Annotated in this window: 15 protein-coding genes and 1 pseudogene; 14 read left to right on the top strand and 2 right to left on the bottom strand. The window is 47.0% G+C overall.

Going from position 1 to position 19,597, the window contains the following annotated elements; translation table 11 throughout:
- Positions 1–52 precede the first annotated feature (52 nt).
- A complete protein-coding gene (locus BN3261_RS10610; RefSeq protein WP_059086219.1) occupies positions 53–586 on the bottom strand; it encodes a DUF3877 family protein in 534 nt (177 codons plus the stop codon).
- A gap of 47 nt (positions 587–633) precedes the next feature.
- Positions 634–1,269 (bottom strand): endonuclease III domain-containing protein, encoded by a 636-nt coding sequence (locus BN3261_RS10605; protein ID WP_022427162.1) that lies wholly within the window; start codon positions 1,267–1,269, stop codon positions 634–636.
- A 255-nt stretch (positions 1,270–1,524) separates the two neighbouring features.
- On the opposite strand from BN3261_RS10605, the gene BN3261_RS10600 reads away from it, so the two are divergent.
- The 14 genes and pseudogenes from BN3261_RS10600 to BN3261_RS10535 all read left to right on the top strand — a co-directional run.
- The gene (locus tag BN3261_RS10600) at positions 1,525–3,966 is read left to right on the top strand and encodes a methyltransferase domain-containing protein (RefSeq protein WP_059086218.1); all 2,442 of its coding nucleotides are present in this window, start codon (positions 1,525–1,527) and stop codon (positions 3,964–3,966) included.
- Positions 3,967–3,970: 4 nt separating this feature from the next.
- A complete protein-coding gene (locus BN3261_RS10595; protein WP_022427160.1) occupies positions 3,971–4,879 on the top strand; it encodes a LysR family transcriptional regulator in 909 nt (302 codons plus the stop codon).
- Between the two features lie 416 nt (positions 4,880–5,295).
- Positions 5,296–6,288: an ABC transporter permease gene (locus BN3261_RS10590; protein ID WP_022427159.1), complete on the top strand. Its 993-nt coding sequence runs from the start codon at positions 5,296–5,298 to the stop codon at positions 6,286–6,288.
- Entirely contained in the window at positions 6,282–7,199 is a 918-nt protein-coding gene (locus BN3261_RS10585) for an ABC transporter permease (RefSeq protein WP_022427158.1), read from the top strand. Before BN3261_RS10590 ends, BN3261_RS10585 begins: the two co-directional genes overlap by 7 nt.
- A gap of 91 nt (positions 7,200–7,290) precedes the next feature.
- Complete coding sequence (locus tag BN3261_RS10580; RefSeq protein ID WP_022427157.1) at positions 7,291–8,877, top strand: ABC transporter substrate-binding protein; 1,587 nt, start codon at positions 7,291–7,293, stop codon at positions 8,875–8,877.
- Positions 8,878–8,902: 25 nt separating this feature from the next.
- Entirely contained in the window at positions 8,903–10,852 is a 1,950-nt protein-coding gene (locus tag BN3261_RS18120; protein ID WP_276525713.1) for a dipeptide ABC transporter ATP-binding protein, read from the top strand.
- Positions 10,853–10,984: 132 nt separating this feature from the next.
- A complete protein-coding gene (gene nikB / locus BN3261_RS10570; RefSeq protein WP_022427155.1) occupies positions 10,985–11,929 on the top strand; it encodes a nickel ABC transporter permease in 945 nt (314 codons plus the stop codon).
- Entirely contained in the window at positions 11,926–12,795 is an 870-nt protein-coding gene (gene nikC / locus BN3261_RS10565) for a nickel transporter permease (RefSeq protein ID WP_022427154.1), read from the top strand. The genes nikB and nikC overlap by 4 nt, the downstream gene beginning before the upstream one ends.
- Before the next feature lie 91 nt (positions 12,796–12,886).
- A complete protein-coding gene (locus tag BN3261_RS10560) occupies positions 12,887–14,398 on the top strand; it encodes an ABC transporter substrate-binding protein (RefSeq protein ID WP_418721733.1) in 1,512 nt (503 codons plus the stop codon).
- A 1-nt stretch (position 14,399) separates the two neighbouring features.
- On the top strand, positions 14,400–15,203 hold the full coding sequence (locus BN3261_RS10555) for an ABC transporter ATP-binding protein (RefSeq protein WP_059086217.1): 804 nt from the start codon (positions 14,400–14,402) through the stop codon (positions 15,201–15,203).
- Positions 15,203–15,961 (top strand): ABC transporter ATP-binding protein, encoded by a 759-nt coding sequence (locus BN3261_RS10550; RefSeq protein WP_059086216.1) that lies wholly within the window; start codon positions 15,203–15,205, stop codon positions 15,959–15,961. Before BN3261_RS10555 ends, BN3261_RS10550 begins: the two co-directional genes overlap by 1 nt.
- Positions 15,962–16,119: 158 nt before the next feature.
- Positions 16,120–16,614, top strand: a complete 495-nt coding sequence (locus tag BN3261_RS10545) for a GNAT family N-acetyltransferase (RefSeq protein WP_059086215.1) — start codon at positions 16,120–16,122, stop codon at positions 16,612–16,614.
- A gap of 84 nt (positions 16,615–16,698) precedes the next feature.
- Positions 16,699–18,039 carry an MBL fold metallo-hydrolase gene (locus tag BN3261_RS10540; protein ID WP_235812368.1) on the top strand — a complete coding sequence of 447 codons (1,341 nt, stop codon included), beginning with the start codon at positions 16,699–16,701 and terminating at the stop codon, positions 18,037–18,039.
- Positions 18,040–18,229: 190 nt separating this feature from the next.
- Positions 18,230–19,417: pseudogene (locus BN3261_RS10535) on the top strand (endonuclease Q family protein); the annotation flags it as partial.
- Positions 19,418–19,597: the final 180 nt, after the last annotated feature.

Genomic DNA, 19,597 nt, shown 5'->3' with positions numbered 1-19,597 from the left:
AGAGCTGCGAAAAGCAATAAGCAGAGGGGAAAACTTGCCCGGTGTTCGGAGATCAGAATCCGAAGTCCTCATAGTCCTCAGGTGTGAACTTATGATAGATCATATGCTCACCCTCCAGGGACAGACAATACCGGTAGTCATCCGGAATCCCGTCTTCGAAATATACAAGATAATCAAATCCGGTTCCGGTTGTTTTTTCCATGTGTACATGGTCGGAATAAGCATGAAAAACGTCCATCACTTCATCCAGAGTACAGCCATGACGGGCAACCGTGCCTATAAAGCGTACCAGAAATTCACTCGGCTTCCGGTTTTCGTGAACGTAGTCCGAGGCCTGAGGCGGCAGGGTGATGCAGAAACGCCCGTTTTTGGAAGAAGCCGTTACTTTTCCAAGACGGTCACAGGCATGATCTGAGAATTTTTCCATTGCATGCTGCATTTCTTCTTCCGTAAGCTCTGTGCCAAGAAGGCGGTTCAGAGACTGCAGCGGATAATAAAAACGGGTAACTCCGCTCATGTATCCGATCTTTACTTGTTGTTCCTGGATCATATCCAGGAGATTATTTTCCAGTTTTTTGAAATTCATTATGTTTTTCCTTTCCGAGGTCTGAAGGTTTATTGAACTGCATACATTCAGATCCCATTTTTTTCGCAGATATCATTGAGACAGCAGCGGTCACAGTAAGGCTTTGTCCGCGCTGTACAGACTTCTCTTCCATGATTGACAAGACGGTGGCAGAGATCATTGCCTTCTTCCGGAGGGATGATCTTCCAGAGAGCCATTTCCACCTTTTTCGGATCCTTCATGTCATGGACAAGGCCGATGCGGTTGGAAAGGCGGATACAGTGAGTATCTGTTACAATGGCGGGCTTGCCGAATACGTCCCCCATGATCAGGTTTGCGCTTTTTCGGCCCACACCGGGAAGCTTCAGAAGTGCGTTAAAGTCTTCCGGCACCTTGTCGTGATACTGTTCGTGGAGAATGCGCATACAGGCGCTGATGTCCCGGGCTTTGCTTTTTCCAAGGCCGCAGGGACGTACAATGGCTTCGATTGCTTCCGGCTCTGCTGCTGCCAGGGCTGCCACATCCGGGTATTTTGCATAGAGATCCTGAACAACTACATTGACCCGGGCATCGGTGCACTGAGCTGCCAGACGGACACTTACAAGAAGCTTCCAGGCATCATCATAATCCAGTGTACAGTCTGCATCCGGATATTCCTTTTTTAAACGGCTGATAACTTCATAGGCCAGTTCCTGTGTTGTCATTTGTATATGAACCATCCTTTCAATTTCGGTTATATTACTGAATTACTACAGCCAGGATGATACCACAGCATTCGGAGAATTACAAGGTGGACAGGAGTACAGAAGCAGTGTGTGGCATTTGGAATTTTATCAGCAGAGCAATTTTGGGAATCCCCCCCAGGGGCTTGTTAATACCCTGACAATTTGGTACATTAAACGTGACCTGTGAGGGACCTGATCTCCCTCACGTGAATAGAAAAGTGCGGAGGAATCAACGTGGAAAAACTTCTCGATGAAATCGAATCTTACTGGAGCACCCGTACAGAAGGGTACTCCGAAGTGAATCATAAAGAGCTTGCAGGAACGCAGAAAAACGCATGGCTTAAGGTGCTGACCAGTCAGTTTCCGGACAAACCCAAGGAAGAGATCCGTATCCTGGATATCGGAACAGGCCCCGGATTTTTTCCTGTGATCCTGGCAGAAGCCGGATATCATGTAGATGCAGTGGATTATACGGAAGGAATGCTGGAAAAGGCAAAGGAAAATGCAGGAGACCTTTGCCGGAATATCCGCTTTTTGAGGATGGATGCACAGAAGTTGGATTTTGAGGATAATACCTTTGACGTGGTCATTTCCCGAAATCTTACCTGGAATCTGGAGCATCCTGATGTTGCTTATAGAGAGTGGGTCCGTGTACTGAAGGTAGGAGGAAGACTTCTGAATTTTGATGCCAACTGGTACGGTTATCTTTATGAGGAAGAGCAGCGTAAGGCCTACGAAAACGACCGGAAAAATGTGGAAAACAACAGCCTGGATGATCACTATCTCTGTACGGATATTGAGCGCATGGAGCGGATCGCCCTCCAGGTACCGCTGTCAAAGATCAATCGTCCCCAGTGGGATGTAAAAACTCTCCGAGAAGCAGGACTTCTTGGAATCCGCACAGACACAGAAATATGGAAAACGGTCTGGAGTGAGGAGGAGAGATTAAATTATCAGTCCACACCAATGTTTATGGTAACTGGTGTAAAGCCGGATCATTTCCTGAATCTTCCGGTTGCGGTAGGAGAAAAAACAGAAGGCTTTCTTGAGCTCGGAGATGGAGAATTTGTCCTTCCTGCAACCATCATCCGTGGAAAAGATCCTGGAAAAACCGTTCTCGTCACAGCAGGTCTTCATGCAGGAGAGTATGTGGGGATCCAGACTCTGATCGAGCTGTCGAAGCGGCTGAAGCCGGAAAAGGTAAAGGGTCAGCTGGTTCTGGTAAAGGTGCTGAACCGGGAAGACTTTGAGAAGCGTGCAGGCAGCATCAGCTGGGAAGACGGAAAAAATCTGAACCGTGTTTTCCCTGGCAGAAAAGATGGCACAAAAATGGAACGACTGGCAGCGGCCATCACAGAATCCCTGATCCGGAAGGCAGATTATTATATCGATCTTCACGGCGGTGATGATTATGAGGAACTGACTCCGTATGTATATTTTGCAGGCGTGGCAAAGCCGGAGATCGTGGAAGCTTCCCGAAAAATGGCAGAGCAGGTTGATGTCCCATATATGGTACAGTCAAATGTGAGTACAGGCGGCGCCTACAATTATGCGGCAAGTACCTTCCATATTCCGGCGGTCCTTCTGGAACGCGGCTGTATGGGAACCTGGGAACGGGAGGAAGTGGATTCCATGCGAAGAGATGTAAGAAATATCCTCTGCAGCATCGGAGCCTATAACGGAATCCGTTCCCACAGTACGTACTATCCGCTGAAAATGGATGATGTGCGTTATCAGTGCGCCAGTGTCAACGGTCTCTGGTATCCGGTGAAGAAACCAGGCGATATCGTTCATCAGGATGAGTATCTTGGAGAGATCCGTGATTATGAGGGAAATGTACAGGAAATCTGTCGTGCAGACATGGATGGTGTGATCCTTTATCAGGTATCAAGCCTTCAGGTTGTGGAAGGCGGCCCTGTGATCACCTACGGAAATATCGTAAGAGAAAAAGACGAGCGGAAAACAAGGATCGCCCAGTACTGGACCAGGCGCAGCGACAGCTTTCTGGAACAGAGAAGAGCAGAGCTTCACAGTGCACTTGCAGGCCGCTGGATGGCTGAGCTTAAGAAGTATCTGCCTGAGAAAAAGAATCTCCGGATCCTGGATGTAGGCTGCGGAACCGGATTTTTTACCATTCTTCTTGCAAAGGAAGGCCATCAGGTAACCGGGATCGATCTGACGCCGGATATGATCACTCATGCAAAGGAGCTGGCGGAGGAAGAAAAAGCAGACTGCCGGTTTATGGTGATGGATGCAGAAGCTCCGGATTTTCCGGATGAGGAATTTGATGTGATCGTATCACGAAACCTTACCTGGACACTTCCGGACGCGGAGCATGCTTATCAGGAATGGTTCCGCGTACTGAAACCGGGCGGAGTGATGATAAATCTGGATGCAAACTACGGAGCAGCAGACTTTGCGGACACTGCGGATCTTCCGGAGAATCATGCTCATCATCAGATCCAGGATGAGCTGATGCAGGAATGCGAGGATATCAAGCGGCAGCTGCCCATCAGTTCTTTTCTGCGTCCGGCATGGGATCTGGAAACGCTGAGCCGTATAGGTGTGGAAGAATTTTCCTTTGACCTTGGTATCAGCAAACGTATTTATACAGAAAAAGACGAGTTTTACAATCCGACCCCGATGTTTTTGATCTTTGCAAAGAAACAGAGGTAGGATCATGCTGAATATAAAACAGATACAGTATTTTGCGGCCTGTGCCAAAACAGGCTCCTTCAGCCAGGCAGCAGAGCTGCTTTTTACCACGCAGTCAAATGTAAGCAAGGTGATCCGTTCCATGGAAGACGATATGCGTACCCAGCTGTTTGTCCGTCATGCAAAGGGCATAGAGCTGACACTGGAAGGAGAGCGTGCATATATCCATGTGCAGAGGATCCTGGAAAATATAGATGAACTGGAAATGCAGGCACAGCCACTTGCAAAAAGCAGCCTGTGTGTATGCTTTCATCCCAGCTCCTGGTTTGCGGATATCTTCGTAACGTATTATGAAGCACATAAGTGCGATGATCTTCATTATCAGGTTTACGCAGCAGATACCCATGAGATCATAAAACGTGTGAAAGGCAGACAGGATGATATGGGATTCGCCTATGTGATGCAGAATCAGCTGGCGGCGTTCCAGTATTTTCTTTCCCGGAATTACCTGGAATTTGAGCTGCTGACGGAAACCGAGGTAAATATTTATACCGGGAAAGGGAAAGCAGATGAGGGAGATTTTAATATGTCCCAGCTCAGGCTGATCCAGAGATTTCCCGATGAATTTTCCCCGGATAATTACCGGAACCTTGTAGAGGAAAACGGTCATTCCGCAGTGGAGGCAGAGACTGTAGTCGTAACAAACAGTGATTATATCGTGGAACGTCTTCTTGGGTCCGGAGAGTTGTGTAATATCAGTGGTGCGGATCTTTCCGGCCGTGATCCGGGATATTCCTCCGTGAAATATACATTTCCGGGAGAAGGCCAGAAACTTGTTTACGGGTGCATCTGCCGGAGAGGTGAAGAGCTCAGTGAACAGGGAAAGGATTTTCTGGGATTCGTGAAGGAAAGACTTCAGATTTCCGGAAAGTGATAAAAGAATAAAGCAAAAGACCAGACGGGATTTTTCTGCACGGGACACAGGTTCCTGATACAGAAAAGTCCCGTTTTTTATATGGAATACACATCCATGCTAAAACCGACTGTCCAATATCCCCGTACCGGGGTTGTCCGAAAGCTGTTAAATGATAAAATAATATCAGCAGCACACTCCGCGTGCTGAATATAAAAACACTGTGATGCACATAACCTCCGCGCACTCCTATTTGTGCATACAAATGTTTTGTCGAATAATAACACGACCCTTTCAAAAGCAGTTATGGTTTTGGATGCCATAACTGCTTTTGAAATATGAACACAAATCGCTCCACGATTTGTGTTCATGAGCATGCAGCAGAGCGGAATGCGAATGTCTGTCTGAACTGTAAAGGGCAGTGGGAAAGGAAAATTATGAACAAAGAAAATAAACTGGTCATCCGGATCCTGAAGCGGATCCTTCTGCTTGCTGTGGTTATGTTTCTTCTGTCTGTGGTGGTGTTCTGGCTGGCGAGACTGGCACCGGGAGATCCCCTGCAGTCCTTTTACGGAGATTCCCTGGAAATGATGACCAGCGAGGAAGTGGCTGCGGCCAGAACGAGACTGGGTCTGGATCAGGGGATCGGGGTACAGTATGTAAGGTGGTTTACCAATGTAGTCCATGGTGATTTCGGATTGTCGCTGAAATACAGGCAGCCGGTTATGAATGTGATCAAACCGCTGATCGGAAATACTTTGGTGCTGGGAGGAATTGCTTATATTGTGATCTTTATACTGGCAGTTCTGATTGCCATATTCTGTACGCTCCATGAGGATCAGTGGATCGACCGGCTGATCTGCAAGATCGGAACAGCAGCCTATTATGTGCCGGCTTTCTGGCTTGGTGTGGTACTGATCCTGATCTTCAGTGTAAATCTTGGATGGTTCCCAAGCAGCGGTGCCTATGATGTAGGAATGGCAGATAGTATCGGCAATCGTATGAAGCATATGATCCTTCCGCTGGTAGTAATGATCTTCAGCCATCTTTGGTATTACGCATATATGATACGTAACAAATTTCTGGATGAGGTGCGGAAGGATTATGTACTTCTTGCCAGATCCAAGGGACTTTCCAAAAGAAAGATCCTGTGGAAGCATTGTCTTCGAAATGTAATGCCGACGATCGTGAGTATCATGGCAGTTTCGGTACCCCATGTAACCGGTGGGACTGTAACTGTGGAAGCTGTTTTCAATTATGCGGGAATTGGAAACCTTGCAGTGGAATCTGCAAAATATCATGATTATAATCTGCTGATGATCGATGTGCTGATCACGGGATTTATCGTATTTTTAAGCAGCTTTGTTGCACAGACTGTCAATGAAGAGATCGATCCAAGAATGAAGGATTCGGAGGTGAGGGTATGGTAGTTGACCGGAAGCTTTCAGAAGTTGAGCTTTTTCAGGTAGTTGGTGCCGGGTGGAAGCAGCATGAATCTGAAAAACGAAAAAAAACATTTCAGGAAAAGCTGAAGGGGAAACCGGTATTTTCCATGTTCCTGCTTTTTCTGATCGTTTTGGGCTGTGTATTTGCAAATGTTGTTGCAAATCATGATCCCTCAGGTTTTTATCTCCAGAATCTGAATACACCGCCGGGAAAGGAATTTATCTTTGGAACGGATTCGCTTGGAAGAGATATTTATTCACTGATCTGGTATGGCGGACGGGTTTCTCTGGTGATCGGGCTTCTGGGAGCTGCGATCATTACTGTGATCGGTGTTACCTACGGATGCATCAGCGGAACAGCAGGTCCAAAGGTGGATTCAGTTCTGATGCGGTTTACGGAAATGTGCGGAAGTATTCCGACCCTTCTGCTGATCCTGATCCTGTCTGCGGTCCTTCAGGCCAATGATATGATCAGCATATCTGTGATCATCGGTATTACCGGGTGGTTTGCACTGGCACGTATTGTAAGAAGTGAAGTGCGGCAGATAAGGAACAGTGATTATGTGATGTATGCAAGACTCTGCGGAGGAAGTTTTGGATATGTGATGTATCACCATCTGATCCCGAATTTTGTTTCGGCGATCATGTTTGTGGTGATCTCTTCGATAAGCAGCTGTATTACCATGGAATCTACATTAAGCTTTCTTGGCCTCGGGCTTCCGGCAAATGTAGTCTCCTGGGGAAGTATGCTCTCACTGGCAAATAAAGCACTGATCATGAATACCTGGTGGGTGATCGTGATCCCAGGAGTTTTTCTGGTCATTACTTTAATGTGCATTACCAGTATGGGAAGCTTTGTGAGAAGTGAGGTAAATAACCATTACAGCAATCTCTGATGCAGTCAAAAATATTTGAATACAAACCGTGATGAAGCATTCCGAAGTGTAGATAACCGGTTTGAAAATAAGGAAAGATGAGGAAAACAGAATGAAAAAGAGAACAGGAATCAACTATGGCAGAAAATATGCGGCGATAACACTGGCAGTAGTGACCGCAGCATGTACAGGAGCAGCTGCAGGCAGTGCGGTAACCGTAGCTGCGGCAGAAGAAAACAAAACTCTGGTATATGCAGGTGAGTCAGAAAGTACAATTAATCCCCTTCTGAATAACCATGATGAACTTCCGGATCTTATTTTTTCAGGACTGATGAAATATGATGCCAATGGAAAGCCGGTAGAGGATCTTGCAGAGAGTTATACCTTTGACAAGGATACCAATACCTATACTTTTAAACTTCGAGATGGTGTTAAGTGGCATGATGGAGAAGATTTCAATGCAGAGGATGTTGTATACACCTATAAGGAGCTTACAGAGGATGAAACCCTGGGAGCCAGCATCACCAGCAACTATCAGGACATTACAAGTATTGAGGCACCGGATGATCAGACTGTGATCTTTACACTGGATCAGTATGATGCTGCCATGCTGGATTACTTTACCATGGGAATCCTTCCAGAGCATCTTCTGGAAGGGGAGGACATAAATACTACATCCTTTAACCAGAATCCGGTGGGAACAGGCCGTTATAAATTTGAAGACTGGGATGCTACCGGCGGAATGATCACACTGAAACGAAATGAAGATTATTACGGAAAGGTTCCGAATATTGAAACCGTTGTATACCGTACAGTGTCGGATGAGACTACAAAGGCAACCATGCTCCAGTCTGGTGAGGCGGATCTTGCATGGCTGAATTCCAACTATGCTTCTCAGTTCAAGGATAAGGACGGATATAATTACTGGGAGTTTACCACAGCAGATTACCGTGGAGCTGCCATGGATATGAGTACAGATTTCTGGAAGGAAAACGGAGATTCCATCGGCGTTCTGAATTATGCGCTGGATAAGGAGTCCATTATTGCAGGTGTTCTTGCAGGACAGGGAGAGGCGGCATACAGCCCGATCCAGAGAAACCCTCTCGGAACAGATAAGGAAGCCAATATCTACTCCTATGATCTGGACACCTTTGCAAAGAAGATGGAAGAGCTGGGATGGAAAAAAGGTGATGATGGGATCTATGAGAGAAACGGACAGAAATTCCACTTTACCATCCAGGTACGTGATTACGAAGAAGAGCGTGTGGATATTGCCAATGTCATGTCTGATATGCTGAAGCAGGCTGGTGTGGAAATGGAAGTAAAGCTTGTTACCAAATTTGATTGGGATGCAGGATACAATGGATTTCTTGCCGGCTATGCAACACAGTTTGACCCGGATATGGCATATGTAAACTTTGTAACCGACGCAAGTGGAAACAACATGCATTATTCCAATGCAGATGTGGATAAATATCTTGAGGAAGGCCGTCACGGTGAGACTGAGGAAGCCAGAAAAGAAGCATATAGTGAATTCGAAAAGGCATATGCCAAGGCACCTGGAATCCTTCTGGTTGCTTATCTTCAGGGAGATTATGTAGGCGTTTCCGGACTTGACGGACTGGATACCACACGTGTTCTGGGACATCATTCCGTAGGTGTTATGTGGAATATTGAAGACTGGACCATTACAAAATAAGGAAAAGATCATGCAGGAAACCGTTTTGGAATTAAAAAACTATTCGGTAAGCTTTGACACACCGGACGGCGAGGTACAGGCCGTCCGGAATGTTGATCTCACGGTAAAAAAAGGAGAGATACTTTGTATCGTAGGTGAGTCCGGATGTGGAAAAACCGTTATGTGCCGTAGCGTGATGAAGCTTCTGCCACCGAATGCACATGTAAAAAGCGGAGAGATCAGTCTCTGCGGAGAGAATATCACAGCCTATAAAAGAAAAAAAATGGAAAAGCTGTGCGGAAGTAAGGTAAGCATGGTGTTCCAGGATCCTATGCTGACGCTGAATCCGACGATCCCTGTTGGCAAACAGATCACAGAGGCTATTATCAAAAATCAGAAAGTATCCGGGGATGAGGCGAAAAAAAGAGCTGTGGAAATGCTGAAGCTGGTAGGGATTCCGGATGCAGAACAGCGCTATGGACTGCAGCCTCATTTTTTTTCCGGAGGAATGCGTCAGCGTTGTGTGCTGGCTATTGCACTGGCCTGTGATCCGGAAATATTATTTGCCGATGAGGCGACTACGGCACTGGATGCAACCGTGGAAGCAAAGATTCTGGATCTGCTTCTTGAGCTGAGAGAAAAAACAGGGATCAGTATTGTGTTCATATCTCATGATCTGGGAGCTGTTGCAAGGATCGCAGACAGAGTTGCAGTTATGTATGCAGGAAAGATCATTGAGATCGGGACAGCGGAAGAGGTTTATTATGATCCCCGGCATCCTTATACCTGGGGACTTCTGTCTTCACTGCCTGTATTTGCAGGTGAAAAAGGGGAGCTGAATCCGATCCCCGGAATGCCGCCCTCTCTTTTGAATCCTCCGCCGGGAGATGCATTTGCCGTTCGAAATCCCCAGGCGCTGGCAATCGATTATGAACAGACTCCTCCGATGTTTAAAGTCAGTGATACGCATTATGCAGCCACATGGCTTCTGGATGAAAGAGCTCCGAAAATAGAAAAGCCCGCCATTTTGAAGGACAGATTACAGGAAAACAGCGGCCGTAAACAGAAACCGGATAAAAAGGAAGCGTCATTTTTACAGAAAACAGAACAGAAACAGGCGCCTGTACTGATCGAAGCCAGAAATCTGAAGCAGCATTTCCGTATCCGTTCCGATTATACGATCCATGCAGTGGATGATGTTTCCTTCCGTATCCGGGAAGGTGAGATCATGGCACTGGTGGGAGAGACCGGCTGCGGAAAATCCACGACAGCCAGAACGCTTGCAGGAATCTACCGGCCTACAGGTGGGGAGATCTTTTATCAGGGAGCAAGAGTGCCGGATAAAAAGGATCCTTTCGGAATGCGGAAGAAAATGCAGACAGAGATCCAGATGATCTTTCAGGATTCGGGCGCTGCACTGAATCCCCGAATGAGCATACGGCAGATCATGCTGGAGCCTGTAAAGATCAGCCGCAGGATCCGTGACAGAGAAATGTTGGAGAACAGGCTTCGGGAAATCCTGAAGGAGACAGGACTGGATGAAAGCATTCTGTCGAAAAAGCCGGGAGAGCTTTCCGGCGGACAGAGACAGAGAGTTGCCATAGGAAGAAGCCTTCTCATGGAACCACGTCTTATCATTGCAGATGAACCGATCGCATCGTTGGACATTTCTATCCAGGCACAGATCGTCATGCTTTTTAAAAAGCTTCAGCAGGAAAAAAGATTTTCTTTTCTTTTTATTGCCCATGATCTGTCAATGGTACGTTTTTTAAGTGATACAACCGGTGTAATGAAAAACGGAAAGCTGGTAGAAATGGCACCTACAAAAGAGCTTTTTGAAAATCCGCAGCATCCTTATACACAGTCCCTGCTTTCTGCGATCCATATCCCGGATCCGCTGGAAGAGAGAAAACGAAGGCTGATCGAGTATGAAGAGCCACAGTCTCTGGGAGAGGGCTGGAAAGAATTATCCGCATGTCACTGTGTGAGAATATAAGAGCATAATGGAATACATATGCATGACAAAATGGAATATGAAAAATCCCCCCGCCGGGGTTGTGGCAGAACAGCCGTGTTGTTAAACTTTTGTTATTCGAAATACTGAGAAACAAAGTGCGGAGAGGAAAATATGGGAAAATATATAATAAAACGGTTGCTGCAGCTGATCCCGGTCCTGATCGGGATCACATTTCTTTCTTTTGCCATGATGCGGCTTGCCGGCGGAGATGCAGTAACTTATATGTATGAAAATGCAGGCTCTGCAGTATCCCAGGAGGTCATTGATAAGGCAAAGGCAGAATATGGCCTTGATAAACCATTCCTTGTACAATATGCTGCCTGGTTTGCGGGAATGGCAACCGGAGATATGGGAGAGAGCTATGTGTCTCACAGAGATGTCTATGAAACCTTTATTTCAAAGCTTCCGGCAACGATGATGCTGACTCTGTCATCGATCCTTCTTACGATTGTTCTTGCGATCCCGTTGGGAATCCTGTCAGCAGTAAAGCACAACAAATGGGTAGATTATCTGATAAGATTTTTAAGCTTTATCGGCAATTCCATGCCGAATTTTTTTGCTGCCATGGTCCTGATGTATTTTCTGCCCATCAGGCTGGGCGTTTTACCGGTAGTCACAAATACAGATCTCGGACAGAGTATTATTCTGCCGACACTGACACTGGCGATCTCCATGGCTGCAAAATATACCAGACAGGTGCGTGCCACGGTTCTGGAAGAACTGAATAAGGATTATGTGACCGGAGCCCGGGCAAGAGGGATCCGCAGTCGTGTGATCATCTGGAAGAGTGTAATGAAGGCTTCCATGCTGACGATCATCACACTGCTGGCTCTGTCCATCGGCAATCTTCTGGGAGGAACTGCCATTGTGGAAAATATCTTTATGTGGGATGGTGTCGGAAAACTGGCGGTAGATGCGATCACCATGCGTGACTATCCGATCATCCAGGCTTATGTGGCATGGATGGCGGTTATTTATGTTCTGGTAAATCTGGTGACAGATATTATTTACCACTATCTGGATCCGAGAGTACGACTTGGAGGTGACAGAGCATGAGCGGAAAAAATAATATCACAGTCCGGAAACAGAAGATCCGGAAAACTCATACAAAAGCAAAACTTGTCTTTTTTCTTGTGCTTACAGCATTGCTTCTGTTTGTAGCGGCATTTGCAAAATATCTCTGCCCTTATGATCCTTATGCCCAGGATCTGGCACTTGCTCAGAAACCGCCGGGACCGGAGCATCTGCTCGGGACAGACCGTTATGGAAGAGATATGCTTTCCCGTGTGATCATAGGAAGTACGACCAGTATTTATGCAACACTGCTCCTGGTTGCGGTGATCACGGTGGTGGGAACGGCTATTGGTATTTTCTGTGGCTGGAAGGGCGGCAAAGCCGATACCGTTCTGATGCGTATCTCCGATCTGTTCCTGGCTTTTCCGGGACTGGTATTTGCCCTGGCAGTAGCAGGTGTTCTGGGAGGCGGTATCCAAAATGCCATTATTGCTCTGGCGGTGATCAGCTGGCCGAAGTTTGCAAGACTTGCCAGAGGGCTTACCCTGACTCAGAAGGACTCTGCATATCTTATGGCGGCAAAGCTTTCCGGGAGCAGTACAGGAAAGCTTCTGCTCAAACATATCCTTCCAAATATTGCAGGCCCCATACTTGTTACGTCAGTTCTTGATATCGGAACCATGATGATGGAGCTGGCAGGACTTTCCTTTCTCGGACTTGGTGTAAAGCCTCCAATGGCAGAATGGGGAAGTATGATCAACGATGGAAGAAGTATGCTGCAGATTTCACCGTGGATGGTACTTGCGCCGGGAATGGCGATTTTTATTACGGTAATGATCTTTAATCTTCTGGGAGATACGATCCGGGATTATATGGATCCGAAGGAACGAAACAGGAGAAAAGGATAACAGGCACTTATAAATAAATATAACACAGAAAGTGAGAGCGGAGATTATGAAGAAAAAGATTCTGGCAGCAGTGCTTGCTGCGTCAATGGTCATGAGCATGACGGGAGTTCCGGCAGCAGCAAAAAGCAAAGAAAAGAGTGAAGGAACTACCTTTGTTTACGGAACTACCGGATACAGTGAAGAAATGGGAGATGCAGGATTAAACCCTCACGACAATTATTCCGGATGGAGCTGTCTGCGTTATGGTGTAGGAGAAACATTGTTTAAGTACAATGACAACATGGAGGTAGAGCCATGGCTTGCTACAGACTATGAATTTACAGACGATAATACAGTAAAGATCACCCTTCGTGACGGTGTGAAATTTTCCAGCGGAAGAACCATGGACGGAGAAGCGGTAAAGGAATGTCTGGAAGATCTGATCGCAAACCATGACCGTGCACCTTACGATATGAAGATCGATAAGATCGAAGCAGATGGAATGACAGTAACGATCCATACTTCCGAACCATGTCCGGCACTGATCAATTATCTCGGTGACCCGTATGGTGCCATCATTGATATGGATTATGGCGTACAGGGAGAGGGCGGCTCTGCAAATGTGGCAGGAACAGGCCCTTATGTTGCAACAGAGGTATCTCCAACAGAGATCAAGCTGGTAAAAAATGAGGATTACTGGGGCGGAGATGTAAAGGTAGACAACGTTATCGTAAAATCCTTCTCAGACGGAAGTGCCCTGACAGCAGCATTACAGACAGGCGATATACAGGGAACCTATGGACTTCAGTATGATAACTATGCGCTTTTTGACGGAAATCCGGACTATCAGATCAGCTCTGTAGCAACAAGCCGATGCTTCTTCGGACAGTTTAATATGAAGTCTGAACTGATGCAGGATCAGAATGTGAGAAAAGCCATTGAGATGGGAATCGATAAGGATGGTTTCTGCAGTGTGATCATGGAGGGACGAGGTGTTCCGGCAGTGGGAGCCTTCCCAAGCAGCTTTTCCTATGGAAACGATGCAGTAAAGGCACCGTCCTATGATCCGGAAGAGGCGAAAAAGCTTCTGGAAGAATCCGGATGGACAGATACGGATGGAGATGGCTATGCAGATAAGGACGGAAAGAAGCTGTCCATCACATGGCTGACCTATCCAACCCGTCTGGAACAGCCTAAGCTTGCAGAATATGCACAGTCCACTTTAAAGGACATCGGAATTGAGGTCGATGTCAACAATACAGCAGACCATGCGACGTATGCAAAGAATGGAGAATTTGATGTATATGTAAGCTCGCTTACAACTGCACCTACCGGTGATCCGGAATATTTCTTCACAAGTACAGTTGTATCTGATGCTGCCAAAAATTATGGCAAATACAGCAATTCGGATCTTGATGATATCGTAGCGAAGCTGCATGAGACCTTTGATACAGATGAGAGAGGCAAGCTTGCTGTGGAAGCACAGCAGACCATTCTGGATGATGATGCGTATTTCTTTGTTTCTCATTTGAATATGGGACTTGTGTCAAAGTCAAATGTATCAGGGCTGACTGCTCACCCATGTGATTATTACGAGATCACGGCAGATCTGGAAGTGAAATAAGATGGAATCATTGTTGAAACTTGAGCATGTGACGATCTGCTACAACGGAGAACCGGTTGTACATGATGTGGATCTGGAACTGAATAAAGGGGAGATCCTGGGGGTGGTAGGCGAATCCGGAAGCGGAAAAAGTACCATCATCAAGGCAATCATGGGACTTCTGGGAAATGAAGGTATGGTGACAGAAGGGGATATCTGGTACAAAGGAAAAAATGTGGTGGATATGCCGGAAAAAGAATTACGCAGACTTCTGGGTCCTGAGATCGCCATGGTCTTTCAGGATTCAGGAGCAGCCCTTTGTCCCATCCGCACCGTGGGCGATCAGATTTATGAGAGTATGCGGGAGCATGAAAGGATCAGCCGTAAAGAGTGCGCAGAGCGCGCCGTCCGGATGATGGCTAAGATTGGCCTCAAGGATGGGGAACGTGTTTTGCAAAGCTATCCCTTTGAATTGTCCGGCGGCATGAATCAGCGTGTGGGAATCTGTATTTCCATGCTGCAGAATCCGTCGCTTCTTCTGGCAGATGAGCCTACCAGCGCTTTGGATGTAACAGTGCAGAAACAGGTAGTTGAGGAAATGTTGCTGATGCGTCAGGAGTATGGAACTGCCATGATCGTTGTCACACACAATATTGGTGTAGTAGAAAAAATGGCAGACCAGGTTCTGGTCCTGAAAAACGGAGAAGTGAAAGAATACGGAAAAACAGCTCAGATCCTGACAGCCTCGAAAGATTCTTATACAAAAGAACTTATGAGTTCGGTACTTCGCCTGAAACGTACAGGCACCGGAAATGGAGGCAGATGATGGCAGAAAAAATCCTGGAAGTGCAGAATCTGAAAAAGACATTTTTATCCGGGAAAAAATCCTTCACAGCTGTGGAAGATGTGAGCTTTTTTCTGAACGCAGGAGAAGTTCTTGGAATCGTAGGGGAATCCGGTTCCGGAAAAAGTACAGTGGCAAAAATGATCACCCATCTGACGGATATTACAGATGGAAAGATTTTTTTCATGGGAAAAGATATCACACATGTGAAGGGAAAAGCTCTCCGGGAAACTTACCGGGAACTTCAGATGGTTTTTCAGACACCGGCAGGATCTTTTGATCCCAGATGTACCCTCGGGGACGGAATCGGGGAAAGTCTCCGGAATATGGGGATAAGTAAGAAGGAAACCAGGAACCGTGTGGAAAAGCTTCTGCTTACCTGCGGATTGACTCCGGAATATGCAGATCGGTATCCCCATCAGGTCAGCGGAGGGGAGTGCCAGAGAGCGGCTATTGCCAGAGCCCTGGCTGTGGAACCCAGAGTGCTGATCTGTGATGAAGCAACCAGCGCCCTGGATGTGACTGTGCAGAAACAGATCATGGAGCTGCTTCAGAAGTTAAAAAAAGAAAACCAGCTGTCCTTTCTTTTTATCTGCCATGACCTGGCCCTTGTCCAGCTGTTCTGCGACCGGGTGATCGTGATGCATGACGGACATGTGGAAGAGGAAGGGACACCGGAAGAGATCATTGAGCATCCGAAGACAGAGTATACGGAGCAGCTGATCCGGTCGGTGCTGTGATAATGACAGACAAAAACAAAAGAGCGAAGCCCTCAGTAGTGCGAATACTGAGGGCTTTTTTGCAGGTTACACGTTGACGCATTTTCCCTCACCCGATATAATTAAAAAAGAATCGAAACCGGATGAAAACGGAATAAATATAGAGGAGACCACGAAAAATGGCAGAAAATTTACAGATCAGACTGGCAGATCCCGGTGAGGCGGATCGTCTGGCAGAGATCGAGGCAATCTGTTTTCCACCTGCGGAGGCAGCAAGTCATGAGGAAGTTGTGAAGCGTATGGGAGCATTCCCGGAGAATTTCGTTGTAGCAGTAAAGGATGAGCAGATCGTAGGCTTTATCAACGGAGGAACCACAGATAAACCAGTACTCCCGGATGAATTTTATCATGATATCACGCTTCACAGAAAGGACGGGGAGATCCAGACGGTATTCGGACTGAATGTGATCCCGGAATACCGTCATCAGGGGATCGCAGGAGAGCTTGTGGAATATTTCAAGGAGCTTGCGAAAGAGCGCGGAAAAAAAGCTCTGATCCTTACCTGCAAGGAGCATATGATCCCATTCTATGAGAGCCACGGACTGAAGAAGCTGGGTGTGGCAGATTCCTGTCATGGCGGAGCAATCTGGTATGATATGCAGATCTGGTTCTGAGAAATGAAGACAGTAACAGAAGAAAAAAGAAGAGTCAGCTGCAGAAACAAAGGTCAGCTGAATAAGAAACCAGAGGAAAAATAAATGAGAATACGAATGTACAATGTAGGGTTCGGGGATTGTTTCTGTATCCGTGACAGAAAAAGCAGCCTGCTTGTGGATTTCGGGGCAGCCAACAGCAAGATCGAAGGGCGGCCACGGAGAGAGGTCTTTGATGTGATCATCTCAGACCTTACCACTATCCGCAAAAAAAATCTGCTTCTGACACATTTTCATCCGGACCATGTTTCCGGATTGCTTTATATGATGCGTTACCGAAGAGATGCCTACGAATTTGAAAAGATCTATCTTCCGGATGTATTTTCCGGTCCGGAAATGAAATACACACTGGCGCTTCTGCTCCTTGCGGATGTGACAAAAAAGGCCAGCCTTCCCGGAAGACGTGTCAGCCTCTTTGCCCTTGCAGAAGCTCTTTGCGCCAGAAGGGTAAAGATCGACCTTTTATCCAGAGGCTCAGAGTTTGAGGGGAAATATACAGCGCTCTGGCCAGATCTCAGGGAAGTCAGCCGGGAAACGGAGGACGTATTTAATTCCCTGATCGAGAATCATGAAAATGCAATGACCGAGCTTGTGAACATTGCGGAGGAGGTACGTCAGCTGTTCCTGTCTATGACAGAGGAGATGACGGAAGCAGAGCAGAAATCTGCTCCACTGTCTGAGGCATCTTTGGTGGAAGAGGATACAGAGGAATCCGAGCGCTCTTTGACAGGACAGACAGAGCCTGGTGGGGAAAACGAAGGATATACGCAGGAGAAGCTGGAGCTTATAATGGAAGATATAGGCGCAGCAGCTGAGGATACAGCAGAGGCTCCGGAAGAAGCCGAAAAAGAGAAAGCACGTCGCCTTAAACCGGAAAAGCTGGAAAAGAAATTCCGTGAATTACAGGCAACCGGAGAATTTCAGGCACTTCTGGAAAGTGCGGAAAAACAGGGGCATTTTCTGCGTCAGTTCCGCCACAAGATCAGTCTGGCATTTCAGAATACCGGCGACGGAGAGCTGAATCTTCTGTTTACCGGAGATGTACAGCCACAGTACATGAGGATGATCGCAGAAAACTATGATGGGAGGATTCCGCTTCATGAGCATTACTGGTGTATCAAGGTACCACATCATGGTACGGAATCCCATTTCTTTGATTTCAGCAGCTTCTCCCCGGAGAATATGATGATCCCCAACGGAGCCTACTACGACAACAGCAAGAAGAAATCCAAGAATCAGCGCACTTCCATGCAGTACGGCGGTTTATTTTATATTAATGACGCGCATATGTATTGTTCCAACTGTGACTGCTGTGACAGCTATGAGAACGGATGCTCCTGCAGGGAGTATGATGTGATATCACCATCGTATTATAAAGATATCTGATCATGTTACAGATGGATTTCTGGTGAGTTATATACGATCCGGTCATTCAGGCAGACAAAGAAGACGGTAATTTCTTTGTTTGCGTTTTTGTTAAAAAAGACAGGATGTACATGTGGACAGAGGAAAAGATGATACAGGAGGAAAAATTTTGAAACAGATCGCAGACCTGCACATACATTCCAGATATTCCATGGCAACCAGTAAAGATGGCACGCCGGAGATGCTGGATCTCTGGGCGCGGAAAAAAGGGATCACACTCCTTGGAACCGGAGATATGACACATCCCATCTGGCGGCAGGAGCTGAAGGATAAGCTGATCCCTGCGGAACAGGGACTGTTCCGGCTGAAAGAGGAATATGTTTTGCCGGAGGCGTCACGCTATCCTGGAAAAGCACCCAGGTTCGTACTGTCCGGTGAGATCAGTTCCATCTATAAAAAAGGCGGAAAAACCAGGAAGGTGCACAGCCTGATCCTGCTTCCGGGATTCAATGAGGCAGATGCTTTTGCCGCAAGGCTGGAAAAGATCGGAAATATCCATTCAGACGGACGTCCTATTTTGGGGCTGCCCTGTCATGATCTTCTGGAAATGATGCTGGAGGTCAGTGAGGAGGGTATCTATATCCCCGCGCATATCTGGACCCCACATTTTTCTCTGTTCGGGGCGAAGTCCGGATTTGATACCATAGAAGAATGCTTTGAAGAACTGACACCTTACATCCATGCCCTGGAGACAGGACTTTCTTCAGATCCGGCGATGAACTGGCAGATCTCGGCGCTGGATGGCTATCAGCTGGTGTCCCATTCGGATGCACATTCACCGTCGAAGCTGGGAAGGGAAGCGGATCTTCTGGATATAGAGCTTTCCTATCAGGGACTTTGGAATGCAGTGCAGAAAGGTAAGGGGCTTGAAGGGACGATTGAATTTTTTCCGGAAGAAGGAAAATATCATTTTGACGGGCATCGGAAGTGCGGCGTGTGCCTGAGTCCGAAAGAGGCAGAGAGGTATAACGGTATTTGCCCGGTCTGCGGAAAGAAGCTGACCATGGGTGTGGATCACAGGATCCTGCAGTTATCAGATCGTGACGAGAGTTCAGTGGCCATGCCGGAAAGCGGCCGTCCTTATGAAAGCCTGATGCCGCTACCGGAGGTGATCTCCGCCTGCGTGGGATTTTCCACGGCAAGCAAAAAAGTTCAGGGACAGTACGAGGCGCTGCTTGAAAGACTGGGTGCGGAATTTACCATATTGAGAGAGGTTCCGCCGGAAGATATCCGAAAAGCCGGCGGAGAAGTTCTGGCGGAAGGCATCCGGCGGCTCCGTGCAGGAGAAGTGGTGCGGAAACCGGGATCTGACGGAGAATATGGAAAAATAGAATTGTTTTAACCGAATCAGGTAAGTCCTCTGCGGGGGTGCGAATATCGGCTTGATCCAATTAAGAAAATTTCTGAAATGGTGTGAAAAGAAGCAGCTGTTAAATATTTATGTATTGTGAAGAGTATTGCCGGTCATAGCGTGAACTGCAAAAGGTAAAAGGCGATAATGATAAAGGATTGGAGCAGG

The sequence above is a fragment of the Blautia massiliensis (ex Durand et al. 2017) genome, from assembly GCF_001487165.1.
Taxonomy (GTDB): Bacteria; Bacillota; Clostridia; order Lachnospirales; family Lachnospiraceae; genus Blautia_A; species Blautia_A fusiformis.
The sequence above is the reverse complement of the archived record's forward strand: the minus strand, read 5'-3'. Positions and strand labels throughout refer to the sequence as shown.

Coding starts and splice junctions, on each gene's coding strand:
- BN3261_RS10545 (WP_059086215.1), top strand. CDS start 16,120: ATGGCAGAAAATTTACAGATCAGACTGGCAGATCCCGGTGAGGCGGAT.
- nikC (WP_022427154.1), top strand. CDS start 11,926: ATGAGCGGAAAAAATAATATCACAGTCCGGAAACAGAAGATCCGGAAA.
- BN3261_RS10580 (WP_022427157.1), top strand. CDS start 7,291: ATGAAAAAGAGAACAGGAATCAACTATGGCAGAAAATATGCGGCGATA.
- BN3261_RS10595 (WP_022427160.1), top strand. CDS start 3,971: ATGCTGAATATAAAACAGATACAGTATTTTGCGGCCTGTGCCAAAACA.
- nikB (WP_022427155.1), top strand. CDS start 10,985: ATGGGAAAATATATAATAAAACGGTTGCTGCAGCTGATCCCGGTCCTG.
- BN3261_RS10550 (WP_059086216.1), top strand. CDS start 15,203: ATGGCAGAAAAAATCCTGGAAGTGCAGAATCTGAAAAAGACATTTTTA.
- BN3261_RS10610 (WP_059086219.1), bottom strand. CDS start 586: ATGAATTTCAAAAAACTGGAAAATAATCTCCTGGATATGATCCAGGAA.
- BN3261_RS10555 (WP_059086217.1), top strand. CDS start 14,400: ATGGAATCATTGTTGAAACTTGAGCATGTGACGATCTGCTACAACGGA.
- BN3261_RS10560 (WP_418721733.1), top strand. CDS start 12,887: ATGAGCATGACGGGAGTTCCGGCAGCAGCAAAAAGCAAAGAAAAGAGT.
- BN3261_RS10585 (WP_022427158.1), top strand. CDS start 6,282: ATGGTAGTTGACCGGAAGCTTTCAGAAGTTGAGCTTTTTCAGGTAGTT.
- BN3261_RS10590 (WP_022427159.1), top strand. CDS start 5,296: ATGAACAAAGAAAATAAACTGGTCATCCGGATCCTGAAGCGGATCCTT.
- BN3261_RS10540 (WP_235812368.1), top strand. CDS start 16,699: ATGAGAATACGAATGTACAATGTAGGGTTCGGGGATTGTTTCTGTATC.
- BN3261_RS10605 (WP_022427162.1), bottom strand. CDS start 1,269: ATGACAACACAGGAACTGGCCTATGAAGTTATCAGCCGTTTAAAAAAG.